The sequence below is a fragment of the Pedobacter terrae genome, from assembly GCF_900100705.1.
Classification (GTDB): Bacteria; Bacteroidota; Bacteroidia; order Sphingobacteriales; family Sphingobacteriaceae; genus Pedobacter; species Pedobacter terrae.
Genome location: NZ_FNCH01000003.1, coordinates 130,467 through 147,065, shown reverse-complemented (window position 1 = coordinate 147,065; position 16,599 = coordinate 130,467). Strand labels below are relative to the sequence as shown.

Sequence of the window (16,599 nt, the reverse complement as noted above, 5' to 3'; positions counted from 1 at the left end):
TTAGCTAAATGCCTACGGTTTCCCGTAAGAATAACATCTTCAGCTGCTTTACTTTTGATCAATAAACCAAAAACCAAGCCTAAATGGATCTTAAATTAAAGTTAGAACAACTCCACCAGCGGGTGGTCGGATTAAAAGATCAGATCAATACCGAAGAAGCTACGAAAAATGCATTCGTAATGCCATTTATTCAAATTCTGGGTTACGATATTTTTAATCCTACAGAAGTGATCCCGGAACATATTTGTGATATCGGCACCAAAAAAGGGGAAAAGGTGGATTACGTCATCCGAAAAAACAATGAACCTATCCTCATTTTCGAATGCAAACATTGGAAAGAAAATGCTGATGCACATAACTCTCAGCTGCACCGCTATTACCATGTGTCAAAAGCAAGGTTTGGCGTATTAACCAATGGCACGGTGTATAATTTTTACGCCGATCTGGAAAAACCGAATATTATGGATGAGAAACCTTTCCTCACTATCGATATCGAAGACCTGAAAGATAACGCCATTAAAATCCTGGAGAGTTTCACCAAAAACGAATATAATCTGGAAACGATCCTCGATTCGGCCGAAGGCTTAAAATACATCAAAGCCATTAGGAAGGAATTTGAAAAAGAGATTGACAATCCTTCTGATGAAATGGTAAAACTATTGGTGAACCGGTTTTTCAACAAACCCTTAACCGCAAACCGGATGATTGCCTTTAAGGAATATACTAAAAAAGCCCTTGCCATTTCCATTAATGAATCCATCAGCGACCGCTTAAAATCGGCATTGAACATTAATGAAAAAATAGAAAAAAAGGAAGAAGACAAATTAATTCCCGTTATTGAAGATGCTGACACTTCAAAAATTGTAACCACTGAGGAAGAACTGGAAGCCTTCCAGATTGTAAAAGCCATTCTACGCGAAAAAATTTCTTCAGCACGCATCGCGGCACGCGATACCCAATCTTACTTTGGCGTATTATTGGATGATAATAACCGGAAACCGATCTGCAGATTTCATTTTAATACGGCTAACAAATACATCGAAACTTTTGAGAAAGGGAAAGATGCCGGCGAGAAAAAACAGTTGTTTAATCTGGATGAACTTTACGACTACAGAGCTCAATTACATCAAACTTTAGAAAATTATTAATTAACCACATCTCTCACAAAAATGTTGGGGTTGCCTCATGGCTTGTCATGGGAGGAGACAGGGGCAGCTCCTCATTTTAATGATGCAAACGCTCAGCTTGATTTTTCATCCCGGGGATAAGTATTTCATAAAATCAATATAAATAACACGATTTTAAGAAGTAAATTATGCCGTAAAATCGTCATCTCGACTGCAGCGCCTACCCGTACAGGCAGAGAGATCTTTTAAATTTGATTCCGATAACCTACTTTCCCGCCGGTATCAGGCAAGCCTGTCTGCACAGGTAGGCACTTTGCGTTGCTCCGGTTAAGATGACAACCATTCTATTGGAATCTGCCGATCGCAGCAGAGCCGACAGATCTTTTGCGGTGGGAATAATTATAGCCATTAATAACCTCTCTGTTCTCGGTGTCTTATCTCTGTGGTTTAAAAAAGCGTTTATCATCCTGAGCGGAGCCGAAGGATTCCCGTGAGGTTAGCCGTAAGAATACGCTTTTAGCCAGAATAACTTAGCACTATGAAAACTAGATTATGATGCTACTCTCAATATTTGTCATAGGCAACGCCCAGGCACCTTGATACCGCAACCATGAAACCTGTTATTGCCCATACATTTTTATCGAGTAAGCGCCCCGATAACAATCGGTGGAAGAAAGAAAAATCGGAAGACGATATCAAGCCGAAGGAATGATTTATTTCATAAAAACCGATTGGCAATTTCGAGAAGACTATACGTTTTGTGAGGTCGTCATTTCGACCGCAGTGGAGAAATCTATTTAGAAAATATAGTCATACTTCTTTTACTGTTCGTTATGATTTAAGTTTTATCTAATTCTTTGATTTATAGCGTATCTAGATTTCCGAAATCATGAAAATAGTTTTTCGCGTTACGGTTTCCCGTAAGGTTTAGGAATTGGGCTTATATACTTTTGATATGAAAATTATAGCCACATTAGACAAAAGATTATGATAAATGATTTAAAAAAGTTCTTAAATGAAGAGCAAGATCCAAAAGCGGTAGAAAAAATTTTAGAGCGGATTAATAGCTTGCTTACTTCTAACGAACAGGTAGAATATATAGCGGTACAAAAGAAACCAGCAATAAATTTCTCGCCGGATTGCATTGCATTAACGAATAGGCGGTTAATATTTTGTAAACCAAAGAATTTCGGTTTGTCAATGGATTTCCAAGATTACAGCTGGAAAGATGTTGCAGATTGCCACATTAAAGAGGGGATATTAGGCGCAACATTTACCATGAAGACTGTAAGAAATTTCAATAATATGATGGATTATCTGCCAAAAAATCAAGCAAGAAAACTCTATCAGTATGCTCAGGAGAAAGAGGAAGAAATGCGGGAATATAGAAGGCAAAAAGACCTAGAGGATAAAAGAGCAGCGGCAGGGGGCGGAATTGTTGTAAATAATACTCCTAATATGCCAAATGAAAATATTGCCCAAACCGAAGATCCTTTTGCAGTTTTACAAAAATTAAAAGCTTTATTAGAAAATGGAATTCTTTCTCAGGAAGAATTTGACAGCAAGAAAAATGAAATTCTATCGCGTGTCTAATGAATGCTAAAAAAATCATATTCATTGTCTGTTCAATCTGCTGTTTTGTAGCCATATTGAAGTTACCCATTGAATTTTATACCTTTTTAAGAACCATTGTTTCATTGGGAGCAGCCTTACTTATTTATAGCTGGATCAAGCAAAAAAATTATTCCTTAGCCATCATTTTTGTTCTCGTACTCATCCTTTTTAATCCCCTGTTTCCTATTTACCTGCATAGAAAAAGCATCTGGATCCCGCTCGATATCCTCACCGGACTCCTGTTTTTAATTATTGCCTTTTATAAGAAAAGTGAACCTGCAAAACAAGCCGAAAAAACAGCTGAAATTTTACCCGTTCAAAAAACATACTCTAGAGACCGTATTGTTTCGGTGAAAAGAGAAATACAATAATCACATCATAAATCAAACTAAAACGTAATGTTATGATCGCCCAAATAGAAGAATTGTTCCGTCCAAAAACGGATAATCAGCCTCAGCCTCAAAATAATCAGGTTCAAAATCAAAGTATTGATGATGGAGATGATGTAAGAAAAAGAACTTACCACGAAGCCGGTTTCAGGGATGGCTCGAGAAATAGTGGTAGCCCACTGGCACTTTCCATTTGCTTAAACGCCATTTATGCTAGGTTTCAGAATGAAGAAAAAGAGCTGATAGAGAAACAGCAACTGGCAAAAGAGCCCTACATCACTGAGCAGAAAAACAGAGAGACCGAAATCAAAACACTGGTCATCAGTAAAGAAAGTAAAGAACAGCAGATCGTGAAAGTAGAAGCCGATATCAGGGCCGTAAAAGATCATATCGAAGAGCTAAAGCTCGAGATTAACGACCTGCCCCGGAATCCGGAAAAATATCATATCAGTGCTTCAAAAGGTGCTTCGGGGAAGTTCTGGATCGGTTTAATCATCCTGATGCCTTTAAGTCTGTATCTGTTCACTTTTTATATCTCTACTTCTTACTCTGCATTTTTTAAACCCTTTGATGCCAATAGTACCATCATTATGAATGTACTCGATTCGAAAGCTTTTGAAAAAGCCTGGCATGACGGTTCACTCGAAGGTGCTTTCGTAACCTTTATCCCTTTTGTCTTTTTAGGGCTGGGTTATTTAATTCACATGTTTGGGGAGGTTAGAAGCATTGTGAATTACACTAAAATTGGTCTGTTGTTACTGACTACCTTTGTCTTTGATGCCATTCTGGCTTACCAGATTGAAGAAAAGATTTACGAGCTAACCAAAACGTTTAATACACCTGAATTTAATATCCCCATTGCGTTTGGGAAAATCCAGTTCTGGGGAATCATCTTTGCCGGTTTTGTAGTGTACCTCATCTGGGGAGTGGTGTTCGATTTTATCATGAAAGAACACCGGGAGAAAGACAAAATCAAACACGAACAGTTGCGGAGAAAAAAAGACATCCAAATCCATCAGGATAGGATAAGCGATATTGAAATTCAAAAAGCAAAGTTGATAGAAGAACTTAATAAAGTTAAGACAGATTCAATTGCAGCGCAAGAACGGGTTAAAGCACTTCAAAGTATTATTGATGCGGTAATTATTCCCACAAAAGAATATGTATTATATGCCTCAGAATACATGCAAGGCTGGATTACCTTCGTTAACGAAAAACTCCGAATTTCACAACACGAAAAAGTTGTTCTTCAAACTGAATGTATGGAAACTTATCATGAAAACCTTAAAAGTGTAGGGGCCAATGAAGATTCACAAAATGCTGTTTACGTCACAACTTTATAACCACCAGGCATCATGAAGCATACCTTACTAAACATATTACTGCCGCTCTTCATTACAACTGCTTTTGCGAAAGAAGCTAAAGCTCAGCCGGCAAAACAGAACCTGAACATCAGCTTTTTACTGGATTTATCTGATCGGATAGACCCTAAAAAGAATCCCGGGATTTACCAACGCGACCTGCAATATATCAAATCAGTACAAAAAGCATTTACTAACCATGTAAAGGGAAAAAAGATGCTGCTGTTAAAAGACCAGATGCAGGTTTTCTTTAATCCTTTGCCCAATATCCCTAATATTGATCAGCTAAGTGATCAGTTAAAGGTTAGTTTTAGCCCCCAAACCAGTAAAAAGGATTTCCTGAATATAGAAAAGCTTTATACCGATAACCCGACCAAAATTTACCAGAGGGCTATTAAAGATCACAATTATGTTGGCTCCGATATTTGGAAGTTTTTTAAAAACAACATTCGCGAATATTGCATTAAACCCCAGCATCGGAATATTTTAGTGATACTAACCGATGGGTATATGTACTATAAAGACAGCAAAATTGAAAATGCCGGTAAAAGTTCTTACATCACTCCGCAATTTCTGAGTTTAAAAAAGCTCACCACTGCAAGTTACCAAGCCGTCATGAAGCAAAAGAATCTTGGTTTTATCGCCTTCCCTTATAACCTAAAAGACCTCGAAATTATAGTATTAGGCATCAATCCATCCATTAAAAATCCTTATGAAGAAGATGTGATTAAACAATACTGGGCAGATTGGTTTAAAGCGATGAAAGTTAAGAAATTTGAACTTCGGATAACCGACCTGCCTTCTAGTATAGAACCCATAATTAACAATTTTATTCAGTGAGTCAATAAACCATAGCAATGCTCATTGCTATTCTTATAATTATTAATTATTTTATAATCAAACGATTAAACCCCTTAAAATCAATCCCCCCATCATGAAAACACTCTCCCTACTCATCTTATTCTTTGCTAACATTATTACCTGCAAAGAAATTACAACCGTATATGTATGCAACAGTCCAGGCGCTAAAAAATACCACAATAGCTCAGATTGTCGTGGTTTAAGCAATTGTACTTACAAGATTATAAAAGTGGATATAGAAAAAGCCAAAAAAGAAGGCAAAACATTATGCGGCTGGGAAAAGTAAGCCTGCTGCTGTTATTGCTCACGCTTCAGTCCTGCTTCATCCAGCCGGCAGGAAATAAAGGCATCAACTATAGTCATCTGGTTTTTACCGCCAGGGTTATCCGGATTTTAGATGGCGATACTTTGGAGGTATTGTATCAGGATCATCCGGTTAAAATCCGTTTGGCGCATATCGATTGTCCCGAGAAACGTGGCCACCAGCCTTTTGGGACAAAAGCCAAACAGACCTTGTCCGATTTATGTTTCGGGCAAATGGTAACTGTTCAGGGCCAAAAATACGACCGGTATAAAAGATTGATCGCCGTGGTTGTTAACGATAAAAAACAGGTGCTTAATCAGGAAATGCTTAAACTGGGTATGGCCTGGCATTTTAAAAAATACTCGCATGACCCGCTATATGCGCAGTTGGAAATCACCGCGAGGAAAAACAAGGTAGGTTTATGGCAGGAAGCAGATGCGGTAGCGCCATGGGAGTGGCGGGGAACGAAGCATCTTTCTGGGAAATAAATTCACTGCACTACAAAATATTCCTTCTGTATTACGTGGTAGAGCTGCGCAGGATAGTTTATTTTCACAATACGCTTACGCTAACAATAGTTGTCAATGGTATTTGATCAATGCAGTATGACATGGCAAACACATGGACTGCTGTGAGCATCTTATCAGTCAGTCTGTATTGCTTTTTGAGTGCACGATATACCTGTTCACCTGCCTGAAAAACCACCGAAAAGGCCGTATTTAATTACCCCTCCTTTACCTGTTGTTTACCTTTTCTTGGTACCAAGCTTACCCCTGGGTTACCTTTTGGTTACCAATCCTTTACCTATTGTTTACCCATTGGTTACCCATTCGTTACCTAAAAGGTAAAGAATAGGTTTTTTTATGGTAAAAATTTACTGTGCTTTTGGTGATGTTGCCCTAAGGCAGGCTGCCCGCACATGCCTGCTGATTTGCCCGCCAAACTAGATTTTAGGATAGCTCATTTAGCTCTTTATAATATGTAATTGGCTCAATTTGGCCCGATTGAGTCCAAAATGAGTTCCATTGCTTTAAAGCGACTAGGTTTGATCATGGATTTGAACATACCGGTATAATTGAAATCCGATTAGTTAAACATTTTTCACTTAAAAAACCAAAATATGGCAAAGTATTAAAACGCGCAAATGGTGCATTTTCTTGCAAGGTGGGTAGTGTTATTGGCAGCAAATGGCGCAGCGCAGATTACCCAAGGTACCTACCTAAAAAAGCAGTAAGCCCTGTACTGACCTTATTGGCACAGCGGAACAAGTTTGCCCTTGCGCCATGTCCCTAAGCCCGATTAAAGATGTTTTAAACACTGGCTTTAAAAATAAACAGCTAAGCAAAATTACGGCCTAAAATGCTGCAATAAGATCTTTTTAAACGAGGCAGTTGTTGGTAATTACTGATTTTATGATTGGTTTTTCGCAGAGATTTTACCATTCCACAGGCTTAATAATTAAACCTTGTCTAACTGGCCAATTATAGCCGTTAGTGCAGGTTTTTAAATTTTCATTTGTTGAGCTACACTTTCCTCACTGCCGTTTTTAATACCGAGAGGAGATATAGAATTAGAAATACGATAATCACAGGCGCAAAAACTTCTAACCAGCCAATGCGCCCGAAAATTATTCTGATGATAAAGAGGATGCCACTAAAAAGCATCCCCAACAGGATTAATATTTCTTTAAAACCCCTTTGTTTTGTTTTTCTGGTTCTGCTTTTTGCCACGAGATTTTCAACTACTTCATTTATAAAAATGTGATTTCAACACGCCTGTTCTTTTTTCTTCCACTGGCAGTTTTATTGGAAGCCATCGGATTTTCAATGCCCTTTCCTGTAGCGGTTATCCGGCTTGCTTCGATACTTAAAGAGTTTAAATGATTTTTAAAGGCATCGGCCCTTGCCTGCGATATCTGCTGATTTAAGGCTATCGGACCATCGCTGCTGGCATAACCATCAATATGGATGGATGCCGCAGGGTTTTTGATCAAATAAGCAACCATGCGTTTGATTAAGGTTTTGTTGGAGCTTGCAAAAGATGATGAACCCTGAGCAAAGGTTACCGGCACAGCATGGTTTAAAGCTTTGAGCGCTTGTGTTGGTAATTTGGCAGGGGCTGTATGCTGACGGGTTTTTCTGATCGAATCTTCTTTTATCGCAGGTGATTTTACCGCTGCTACAGCAATGGTATCCATACCGCTAGCTTTTTCTTTTGCTGGTTTAGCAGGTACGACAACTGAAGCCGGATCGGAAGAAATGTTTGCTGCGGATGTTTTTGCTGCAGGATCTGTTTTGCCTGATGCATAATACCAGAGGCCGCCACCCACAACCAGTATCCCGAATAAACCGATCAACCAGGCCCGCGATCGGCCAGCGGTTTTTTCGATCTCTCCTTTGGAAAGATCAAATTTAGATGGGGCTATTTTAGCGCCGTCGTTTTTATTTAAATCGAATGCCATAATTTTATTTTCTAAGTGTACATATCAACCAAAGTTTGCAAACTGCCCGTATGTGCCCTGCCCATCGCTTCAAACTCCCAGCTTTCGCCAACACGGAACAAACGCCCAAATTCTACGGCATCTTCATTCGTATACTGGTCTTTCAGGTCGTAACGCAATATTTCAGAACCATTGCTTTCATCCACAATCCTGATGTAACAATCGTCCACCTTTCCAAAATTGAGGTCTAATGTTCTCCGGTCTTTTTTATTGTCGTTCGGGTATTTACAGATGGTGCAGCATATAATAATCTGCTCCACCTTAGGGCTCACTTTTGACAAATCGATAAACATATCTTCATCATCGTCGCCGTCACTTCTGCTCCCGTCCGGATCATCAATGGCACCGATAATTGCACCGTCTTCTGTAAACGGTCTAAAGAGGCCTTTTTCTACCTTATCCTCAATTTTATTACCCATACGGATTTGCCCGTAAAAGGTAAAATACGAATCGGAAGGGATTTTGAAATCTCCGCCAATCGAAAAAGCAGAAACATCGAGATCAAACTCCGGACCGCCAGGTTCTTCGTTAGGATTCCAGCCCATTCCTATTTTTACAATGGTGAGTCCGGGTGCTGCCTTGGAAAGAGAGAACCTATCTCCCTTATTTAAATTAAAACTGCTCATGATTGATATAATTCTATTAGTGTATTTAAACCGCCTGAAAAGGCCTGGCCAAGGGCTTCTACATTCCATGCTCCCCCATTTCTGGAAATGGAAGCAATCATAATGGAATCCTCATTTGTAAATTCCTCTCTAAGCTGGTATTGGCATAAAACCGATTGATCAGCACGGTTCCTGATATTGATATAGGAGTTTTGAACATAGCCAAAATGGTGTCCTCTTTCTTCACTTTGATCAATGGTTACGGCAAAATAAAGGAACTCTACTTTCGGATCTATTTTGGATAAATCGATATGGATTACTTCATCGTCTCCATCGCCTTCGCCGCCCCTGCTATCGCCAGGATAATGGGTGGAACCATCGGGACTCGTGTTGTTGTTATAAAAAACAAAGTATTCATCGGCAAGGAGTTTGCCGTTTTCGCCCAGCATAAACACGGAAAGGTCGAGGTCTACCGGGTGCCCGTTTACAATAGCGGTATCCCAGCCCAGGCCTGCAATGAGTTGATTTAAGCCCGGTTCTTCCCCGATCAGGGAAACGGGTTTTCTTTTTTCTATTTGTATAGCCATTTTGTTAAGTTTTAGATTTTATGCGCCTTAATTTTTTTTTGGAGGTAAAGGCGGTGGTTTTACAGGATTATTTTTAGTGTTAGGTGTTGCTTTTATTTCGGGCAGCCTGGGGATGTTTATGGGTTTTGGAACATCGCTTTGTTTTTTTGGTGGTAATGGCGGCGGCAATTTCGGCGTTGGGAGTGGGGGGCGCACCGATACTAGTGGCGCAATTGGTGCTTTTAGCTTTACACTGTAACCGGCACTGCCAATGGCCTGAAAAATAGCCAGCATGGTATCTCTAACGTCAACAGGCTGCAACGCCATCACATGATGATACTTTTTAAGCAGTTTATCGGAAAAATACGTCGTGCTAATTTCTTCTGATCCAAGCAGGATCATCACACGATCTGCCTGCAAATTATTTGCCCTCAGCAGATCGTCTATTGCGGCAAAAATCATCCCGTCATTGGCATAATATTGCAGCCTGTCGTTCAGATTTCTTTCCCTTACGTTAAACCAATACCGGTTTCCGTCAGATAGTTCGGCTTCTCCTTTAATAATCGGACTGATGTTTTGAAGTAAAGCTGCACAGAACGGAAGAAGGAATGCGATTTCAGTATCTTTATTAACCGACAGGTAAGAATGTTGCAGGAGGATATATTCTACAATCATATCGGCCAGAATTTTTACCCTCGGGTCGGCACCCTGACCTGGCAGTTTGGCCGATCCAAGGGCTTCGGTCTTGATATCTTTGTAGAAGTTTAAATAAAGTATATCATCAATGCCATTCATCAATAAAATAGCCTTGTTGTTTGGCACAACCTGCTTTTGGGTGAGTATATTAAAAAGGGTATGGTGATATGCAATACGGTCTAAATTAAAATAGCCGGCCTCCTGAAACAGGTTTTCGATCAGTGATTTCTCATTGTCTTCAATATCATCATCAAATAAAAAGCGCAGAGGGAACTGCTGCCTGTACGATTCAATAGATTCGGCTTTGTATAATACAGTGTTTAAAAAGTGCGATAAGTATTGTTCTACACCATAATAAAACAGCTGTTTTACTGGTTTTTTGTTACCATATATACTGAAGTGTTTCGCCGGATCTTTTACAATTTCGAAATAATTGCCATAAGCATAAGGATCGTTTTTGTAAAAGCGTTCCCTTGCTGCAGCACCAAAAATAAAATCGTTGCCATTTACATAAAAATATAAGGGAACCTCGTTCGATTCCCTCATTTCTAATGGGGCATACGGGTTACTGTCTGATTGATACCAGAAAGTTACCGTCCGCTTTGATATTTTTGCCAATACACAGAATCCCATGGTTACTATTGTTTTTGGATGCCTTTAAGCAGGTGTTTTTCGAAGAATTTCATCCCCTCAAGAATGATGATCGGCGCTACATAATCGAAATCTTTCTGATCGTCGTGTTTCCGCTTTTGTGCTTTGATAAAATCGGGCTCTCCTTTGATGTAGTTTTCGATGTTCATATCCTGGAAACCGGCCATAAAATCTGTCGCGTTCATTTTTAAACCGAACATGCCGGATGATACCTTATAAAACAGATCGGCAAAATCCATAAACCTTGGGCAGTGGGCTTTGCCTTCCTGCGGCAAACAGATAAAATGATTGCCAATATGCTCCAGCATTTCCGGCGTAATGGAATTGGTTGATTCGAGGTATTTAAATTCGCCATTGGGCGTAACCACACAGAAATTATCTTCACCTAAAATCTCAATGGCCTGTTTGTTGGTGGGCACCAAAATGCTGGTGATATTGGTTGGGATGGCCAAACCTTTCGATACTTCGTATTTAACATCCGCATTATCTGTTCCGCGTTGTGAATTGATATCGATTATTTTTAAAGGGCTTGTGGTGATCGGACTAATGGTTTGTTTAGCCACTGCTTCTCCACCCATTCCCCTGATAAACATCTGTGTATAATAATCGTCTGCTGCGGCCGGATTTACTGCGGTAAACCAATCGAATATCCTGGCTCCTTTACCTGCAAAAGCAATTTTTATTTTAGGCGGAATGGCTTTAACCGCTGGTGGTGCATCTTCTGATTTTACAATTTCATTCCGCAGTTTATAGGCCAGCTGACCTGCGTAAAACATAATCAGACCGGTAACGTAAAGGTTAATGCTCATCATTTCTTTACACTCGGCAGCGATTAAGAGGTAAAAAGTTTCAAAATCTGAAGCCTCTAAACGATCAACAACCTGTTCGAAATAATAGGGCGCGGTATTTTCGTTAAATTTAGGTGTACCCGAATTTAAACCCTGGATTGATATTTTTTTCTTTTCGCAGATCCGGAGCAATACATTTTTAAAGTTGGGCGAAAATTTGGTGGCCTGTGCTACGCGTTCCGCCGCAAAACGGATGGAGTTCTGTTTGATCATTGCCTTTCCGCCTTCCATTTGGCACAGCGCCGTGATATCTGTTGTACTGCCACCAATGTCGAAACAAAGCACCAGTTCTCCGGGATTAATGGAGTAACCCCCATTTGGGCGCACCAGGTAATTGGCTACGGCGCAGGCTTCAGATAAGGATTCTTCGTTGCTCAATTTCTTGAAATCGAACCTTACCGGACCGGTTTCCGTTTTGATATCGACCGCTGTAAGTGTTCTTTTAGCCTCATTGCCCCATCCTGTGGCAACAGCTTCCTGGGGTTGTTCGCCCCAGGCGCTATTGCCAGTGCCAGTTGAACCCCATGCAGGTGTTGTGGCAGCAGGTACTGAAGCCTGACTGCCCCAGCCACCCGATTGAGCTACCGGAGATCCCCAGCTGCTGCTGCCCGAGGTATCGCCTATATCAGAAAGATCGGAAGGAGGGAAGGTTTTTAATTTAATAGGGCTTTCAATCGGTGATATTTCTTTAAGCGAATCCCATATGCCCCTGTATTCACTTAACAATTCCTTACCCATTGAGGAGGGATACGACCATTTTAAAGTGTGCGGTTCGTGTCCTTCGATAAACAATTGTGCATATACATGAAGCAGTAAGGTACTGAGATAGGCCGTTTTATAACTTTTGTCAATCTGCTGGGTAGACCATTTCATATTGTAAACCAGCTCTGCCCTGCCAATGCGGTTATAACCTAAAATATAGCGGTTATTTTCTGCATTTTCGATGGGCAGGTTTTTTTCGAAACAGGGGAAACCACCCTTTACGGCCTGGGCCATTAAGGAGTTAACCTGGATATTGCTATCATTTACCACTCTTCTAGAATCGTGGATGGTTAATACCGATTTGATGGAATTGGTGAGGATTTCGTCGTTCTGGAAAAAAAAGATTTCATCTTCCACCGCAGGCCGTTCATCGTTGTTTTTGCTATCGCTGGCCAGTAATGATACCCTTTTATTGGTGAGTTTCAGGTTTTCGCAAACCTCGTTCCGCTGATCGGAAAAGTAAGCAATAGAAGAATTGGTACTGCCAAAATCGACGCCTAAAAAGGCTGGCGATAATGTCCTTGGCGCGTTTAGCATGTTCACCGGTAAAGCCTGCGTATTGCCCGATCCATCGTAACGGATAATCCCAAAACCACAATCAACCCCTGCATGTGCAAATTTTACGCCTTTAAAGGGTTTATTGCTTTCGTATATCTCGTATTTGTATTTATTGTCGGCCACCGCATTATTGGATGCGATATGCAACTGCGCTTTAATATTGCCGTATTTTTCGGAAATTACCGCCGCTTTTCCGTTAATAGCCAGGTATAAAGGAATACCCTTTTCATCCAGTACAATCCTGAAAAAATCGTCATCCACATTTCCTATAAATGGGGTAGCCTGAAACTTGGCATCGTTATGCGGTATTTCGGAATACAGGAAATAGCGGTTCCATTGTTTGGAAATAAAATTAGGCCACATTAAAATGTCTTTCCCGCTGATCGATTCGGAGGTTACCCTATAAATGACCTCTTTAACAATCTCGTTTCCGGTTTCGGTATATAGTTTTAACTGAACGATCAAACGTTCCCCATCTTTTTCTGTTGGATCGTAAATAGCGGTAATCCGCGATTTCACATTTGATGATTCTGAAATGCCCACCAATGCATCAAGTGTAGCACCAAAAACATTTAGCGCCAGCGGCGTTAAGGGCAGGGTAAAATAAGCATAGCTGTGCAGCTGCCCTTTGGTTTCGGCCGCCAGTAGCAAAATAGGTTTGGTTTTCAGGAAATTTGGAGTTTCCATGCCATCCCTGCCAAAATCGATCTGGGCGATCTCTGTAGTATCCGGAAGCAGTAAGTCTTTCGGATCGAATAAGATACTTCCTTCTTTCGATTCATTATAGATAATTCCTTCCGAACCATATAATGCGGTGGAATAGTTAAAAAGCAGGCTAAAAGGATAATTGAATAACGAACCCACTTCGGGAGGGGTAGATTTATCTAGTTTAGGGTAGCCCTTAGCCTGCTGATAAATGACCATATCGTTCATCCAGGCCTGGATACAGGTAGAGATATTGCCATACTCAGGCCTGATCAGTTCTTCTAAACCGGCATAATTTAACCTGAACCTTTCAATATTATCCAGAATGTGTTTGGCGTAACCATATAGGGTAAAAAGTTCCTGCGGATTAATCTCCGATTGTAAGGGATCGATGAATTTTCCGTTCTGTACGTTAATGAAGGGAAATTTCTCCCTGATCTGGTAGGATACCGAAGTAAAAACAAAACTGTCAGGAGAAGTTCCACCGATAACGTTACCTTTAAAGGAAATGACATCAATAAAGGGTATCCTGTCGGCATTATTGGCCAATGATTGATCGCACCATAAGGGTTTACGTTCAAACAGCATATTGCCAAATGCACCGGTAGGTTCGTATAGGTTGGCTGTTGTGTTTAAATGCCCTCCGTCTGAATAAGATAGATGAATCCTATTGACTTCTATATCTTTATAGTTTAAGGCTATACAACTAATTAACCCCTTCCATTCACTGATCAGCGACTTGTAGAACAACATTAAACCTGATGCTTCAGCATCTTTATCGCGGATATTATCTATGGCATTCTTGAATAAATTGGCCCGGGCAAATACAGAGGGTATGCCAGAAACAATAGTTCCGATATTAACAGCAGAATTACCATCCTGATCTACAGCGATTTCGGGGATCAGGATGTTTTTGGTAAATACTTCAAGCTGGGGGATTTTATCCCAGGCAAATTCGACGCCGTTCGGCTCTGTTTTGGGGTGAACTTTTATCGCCAGTGCTTTGATTCTTTTATCAGACATGGTGCTTTAGTTTATATCGAAGTTTTGTGAAATGGTAAGTGCGTTAAAAATATGCGCGAGGAATTTCTCTTTGGTTGTATTTACTTTCTGCTCATCTTTCGGGCTGGTGTTGATTAGTTTTTCAACAAAAACGTCATAACGGTCTCTAAAAAGCCCGCCTTTACTCCAATGGTGTTTCTCATCCAGGAAAATGGTGCCGACATCCAGTTTTTTTAGTTCAGTAGGGTTATCAGGGAATGCCTTGCTATCAAAGAGGAACCTGCCCGGGGCAACGGAATTCCTCACCTGGTAAAGCCAGCCGGGTATAAATTTGGCATCTTTAAATGTATAGGCGAAGAGTTTAAAGTATTCGTTGATGTCTTTGCACTCTGCATCGGTAATGGTACTGTACTGGTTGAGTTTTTGGTTCTCGCATTGTTTAATGAAACCTTTTATGCCGGCATCATCAAAAGCACCACCGTTTTTGGTTAATGAAATATGTGCCAGGGAGAAAAAAGCACCCAGTTTATTTACAAATATTTCTCCTGATTTATTTTCATTTCCTATAAAGTCGTCAAACGAGAAATTGAACGAATTATCTTTAAATTCTACTGCTTTATAGAGGTAATCAGCCTTTGCGCTGTTAAACCCATCTTTCCGGGTAAAAAAATCATAAGCGGCACAGGCACATAACAATTCTGTAATGTGGCAGGGGTTTTTCTGTTCGCTTCCACCGGTGATGGTTTGATTGGAAATGTTGTTGCCGTCAATTTTTTTACTTTCTACCGGCCAGCCGATATGGTAAAGCAGTTTATAACATTTCTGAACGGTAGGGTCACTTTGGTAAAACTGCAGCGCTGCCTGACTGTTTAGCGGAAAAAACGACGAATCGGCTATTACACTATTGGCTTTGCTTGCTTTCTGTTTATCATCTGGTTTATTAAAAGTAAAATACGCTGTTAATAAAGTAGAACCAAATTTGGCCTTGGCAAAATCGATACTGGCGTTGCCGTTTGAACGGATTTTTACAAAATCCTGGAGTGCTTTAGGGATTACCGGGATAGATGACGCACCTGTACCGCCGAATATAGAACCAAAAATAAAAACCCTGGCATCTGCACCGGCACTTTCCAGTTTGCCCATAAAAGTATCCAGTTCACGTTCCTGCGATTGTACTGCAGCACCTTTAATAATATTACGGGCGGCTTCTACTATGCCATGGTACATTAGCATAGAACCGAGGTGGGTTTGCGCCCTATAGCCATGATCTAAAGCAAATTCCTGTACCGAACTATTATCCAAAAACAGATCTGAGATTAATTTATTGGCTTTCTGCTGCTCGGGCGAACCCGTTGCAATTTTGCTGATGTTTTTATAGGTTTCTCTTCCCGGGCCGGCATAATTGGTAAAAAACCGGTGTAAATTCAGTTTTGCCGAGAAGAAAGTATTTGCATTTGGCGTTCCGCCTACGCTGGTACCGGTTGTTTTAATCCGGTTGTAAAGGCCGATCAGTTCTTCAACCCGTCCTTTGTTCCCATTGTTCTGATCGGTATCAAGCGTGAGGATTTCGATTTCCTGATTGTCGAACATCCCGATTCCACACAAGTGCGTAAACGCTTCCAGGCAACGCATCCCGGTACCGCCTATGGCGATTACGAATAATTTATCCATTGCTATTTTGATTAAGGATTAAAACCAGTGTCCGATTTTTCCGGTGGCAAATATTTTGCTCAGTACAAAACCGATGATGATGTAGAGTATAAAACCGATAGCTGTACCAATACTCAGGGCTGTTACATAGTTATTCAGTACCATAATGTTTGCATCTGGTTTAAATACATAATAACCCAGTAAAAAACAAACTGCCGGATTTAAGATGGCCAATACCCAAAACCAGGTTTTACGTGTCTGTGGATCTTTGGGATTACTCCCCCCTTCAAATTTAATGGCGTTTGCAATGATGGCCGATACCAGTAGAAAAATTAATGCGGTGATGATGGAGATAATGTAAGCTGAAGTTGATTCCATTTTAGAATTTATTTTAATGATT

14 protein-coding genes are annotated in these 16,599 nt (G+C 40.4%); 7 read left to right on the top strand and 7 right to left on the bottom strand.

The window, feature by feature from the left end; all coding sequences use genetic code 11:
• The first annotated feature begins 83 nt into the window (after positions 1-83).
• From BLR60_RS05490 to BLR60_RS05460, 7 genes are all read left to right on the top strand, one after another.
• A complete protein-coding gene (locus BLR60_RS05490) occupies positions 84-1,148 on the top strand; it encodes a type I restriction endonuclease (protein ID WP_090497615.1) in 1,065 nt (354 codons plus the stop codon).
• 966 nt (positions 1,149-2,114) lie between these two features.
• Positions 2,115-2,720 carry a PH domain-containing protein gene (locus BLR60_RS05485; protein ID WP_090497613.1) on the top strand — a complete coding sequence of 202 codons (606 nt, stop codon included), beginning with the start codon at positions 2,115-2,117 and terminating at the stop codon, positions 2,718-2,720.
• The gene (locus tag BLR60_RS05480; protein ID WP_090497611.1) at positions 2,720-3,112 is read left to right on the top strand and encodes a DUF6804 family protein; all 393 of its coding nucleotides are present in this window, start codon (positions 2,720-2,722) and stop codon (positions 3,110-3,112) included. The genes BLR60_RS05485 and BLR60_RS05480 overlap by 1 nt, the downstream gene beginning before the upstream one ends.
• 32 nt (positions 3,113-3,144) lie before the next feature.
• Entirely contained in the window at positions 3,145-4,473 is a 1,329-nt protein-coding gene (locus BLR60_RS05475) for a beta-carotene 15,15'-monooxygenase (RefSeq protein ID WP_090497609.1), read from the top strand.
• A gap of 12 nt (positions 4,474-4,485) precedes the next feature.
• Positions 4,486-5,331, top strand: coding sequence for a hypothetical protein (locus tag BLR60_RS05470; RefSeq protein ID WP_090497607.1), 846 nt, complete (start codon positions 4,486-4,488; stop codon positions 5,329-5,331).
• A gap of 94 nt (positions 5,332-5,425) precedes the next feature.
• Positions 5,426-5,638: a hypothetical protein gene (locus BLR60_RS05465; RefSeq protein ID WP_090497605.1), complete on the top strand. Its 213-nt coding sequence runs from the start codon at positions 5,426-5,428 to the stop codon at positions 5,636-5,638.
• The gene (locus BLR60_RS05460; RefSeq protein WP_090497603.1) at positions 5,620-6,144 is read left to right on the top strand and encodes a thermonuclease family protein; all 525 of its coding nucleotides are present in this window, start codon (positions 5,620-5,622) and stop codon (positions 6,142-6,144) included. The genes BLR60_RS05465 and BLR60_RS05460 overlap by 19 nt, the downstream gene beginning before the upstream one ends.
• A 1,262-nt stretch (positions 6,145-7,406) precedes the next feature.
• Here the strand turns inward: BLR60_RS05460 and BLR60_RS05450 are convergent.
• The 7 genes from BLR60_RS05450 to BLR60_RS05420 are packed head-to-tail and all read right to left on the bottom strand — an operon-like array spanning position 7,407 to position 16,577.
• The gene (locus tag BLR60_RS05450; RefSeq protein ID WP_090497599.1) at positions 7,407-8,117 is read right to left on the bottom strand and encodes an OmpA family protein; all 711 of its coding nucleotides are present in this window, start codon (positions 8,115-8,117) and stop codon (positions 7,407-7,409) included.
• Between the two features lie 11 nt (positions 8,118-8,128).
• The gene (locus BLR60_RS05445; protein ID WP_167354692.1) at positions 8,129-8,782 is read right to left on the bottom strand and encodes a TerD family protein; all 654 of its coding nucleotides are present in this window, start codon (positions 8,780-8,782) and stop codon (positions 8,129-8,131) included.
• Entirely contained in the window at positions 8,779-9,348 is a 570-nt protein-coding gene (locus BLR60_RS05440; RefSeq protein WP_090497594.1) for a TerD family protein, read from the bottom strand. Before BLR60_RS05440 ends, BLR60_RS05445 begins: the two co-directional genes overlap by 4 nt.
• Positions 9,349-9,375: 27 nt before the next feature.
• Entirely contained in the window at positions 9,376-10,656 is a 1,281-nt protein-coding gene (locus tag BLR60_RS05435; protein ID WP_090497591.1) for a hypothetical protein, read from the bottom strand.
• Between the two features lie 5 nt (positions 10,657-10,661).
• The gene (locus BLR60_RS05430) at positions 10,662-14,570 is read right to left on the bottom strand and encodes a hypothetical protein (protein ID WP_090497589.1); all 3,909 of its coding nucleotides are present in this window, start codon (positions 14,568-14,570) and stop codon (positions 10,662-10,664) included.
• 6 nt (positions 14,571-14,576) lie between these two features.
• Positions 14,577-16,220, bottom strand: coding sequence for a hypothetical protein (locus BLR60_RS05425; RefSeq protein ID WP_090497587.1), 1,644 nt, complete (start codon positions 16,218-16,220; stop codon positions 14,577-14,579).
• An 18-nt stretch (positions 16,221-16,238) separates the two neighbouring features.
• On the bottom strand, positions 16,239-16,577 hold the full coding sequence (locus tag BLR60_RS05420) for a hypothetical protein (protein ID WP_090497585.1): 339 nt from the start codon (positions 16,575-16,577) through the stop codon (positions 16,239-16,241).
• Positions 16,578-16,599: the final 22 nt, after the last annotated feature.

What these genes read in the sequence shown, in the direction of transcription:
- BLR60_RS05490 (WP_090497615.1), top strand. Translation starts at nt 84, where the DNA reads ATGGATCTTAAATTAAAGTTAGAACAACTCCACCAGCGGGTGGTCGGA.
- BLR60_RS05485 (WP_090497613.1), top strand. Translation starts at nt 2,115, where the DNA reads ATGATAAATGATTTAAAAAAGTTCTTAAATGAAGAGCAAGATCCAAAA.
- BLR60_RS05480 (WP_090497611.1), top strand. Translation starts at nt 2,720, where the DNA reads ATGAATGCTAAAAAAATCATATTCATTGTCTGTTCAATCTGCTGTTTT.
- BLR60_RS05475 (WP_090497609.1), top strand. Translation starts at nt 3,145, where the DNA reads ATGATCGCCCAAATAGAAGAATTGTTCCGTCCAAAAACGGATAATCAG.
- BLR60_RS05470 (WP_090497607.1), top strand. Translation starts at nt 4,486, where the DNA reads ATGAAGCATACCTTACTAAACATATTACTGCCGCTCTTCATTACAACT.
- BLR60_RS05465 (WP_090497605.1), top strand. Translation starts at nt 5,426, where the DNA reads ATGAAAACACTCTCCCTACTCATCTTATTCTTTGCTAACATTATTACC.
- BLR60_RS05460 (WP_090497603.1), top strand. Translation starts at nt 5,620, where the DNA reads ATGCGGCTGGGAAAAGTAAGCCTGCTGCTGTTATTGCTCACGCTTCAG.
- BLR60_RS05450 (WP_090497599.1), bottom strand. Translation starts at nt 8,117, where the DNA reads ATGGCATTCGATTTAAATAAAAACGACGGCGCTAAAATAGCCCCATCT.
- BLR60_RS05445 (WP_167354692.1), bottom strand. Translation starts at nt 8,782, where the DNA reads ATGAGCAGTTTTAATTTAAATAAGGGAGATAGGTTCTCTCTTTCCAAG.
- BLR60_RS05440 (WP_090497594.1), bottom strand. Translation starts at nt 9,348, where the DNA reads ATGGCTATACAAATAGAAAAAAGAAAACCCGTTTCCCTGATCGGGGAA.
- BLR60_RS05435 (WP_090497591.1), bottom strand. Translation starts at nt 10,656, where the DNA reads ATGGGATTCTGTGTATTGGCAAAAATATCAAAGCGGACGGTAACTTTC.
- BLR60_RS05430 (WP_090497589.1), bottom strand. Translation starts at nt 14,570, where the DNA reads ATGTCTGATAAAAGAATCAAAGCACTGGCGATAAAAGTTCACCCCAAA.
- BLR60_RS05425 (WP_090497587.1), bottom strand. Translation starts at nt 16,220, where the DNA reads ATGGATAAATTATTCGTAATCGCCATAGGCGGTACCGGGATGCGTTGC.
- BLR60_RS05420 (WP_090497585.1), bottom strand. Translation starts at nt 16,577, where the DNA reads ATGGAATCAACTTCAGCTTACATTATCTCCATCATCACCGCATTAATT.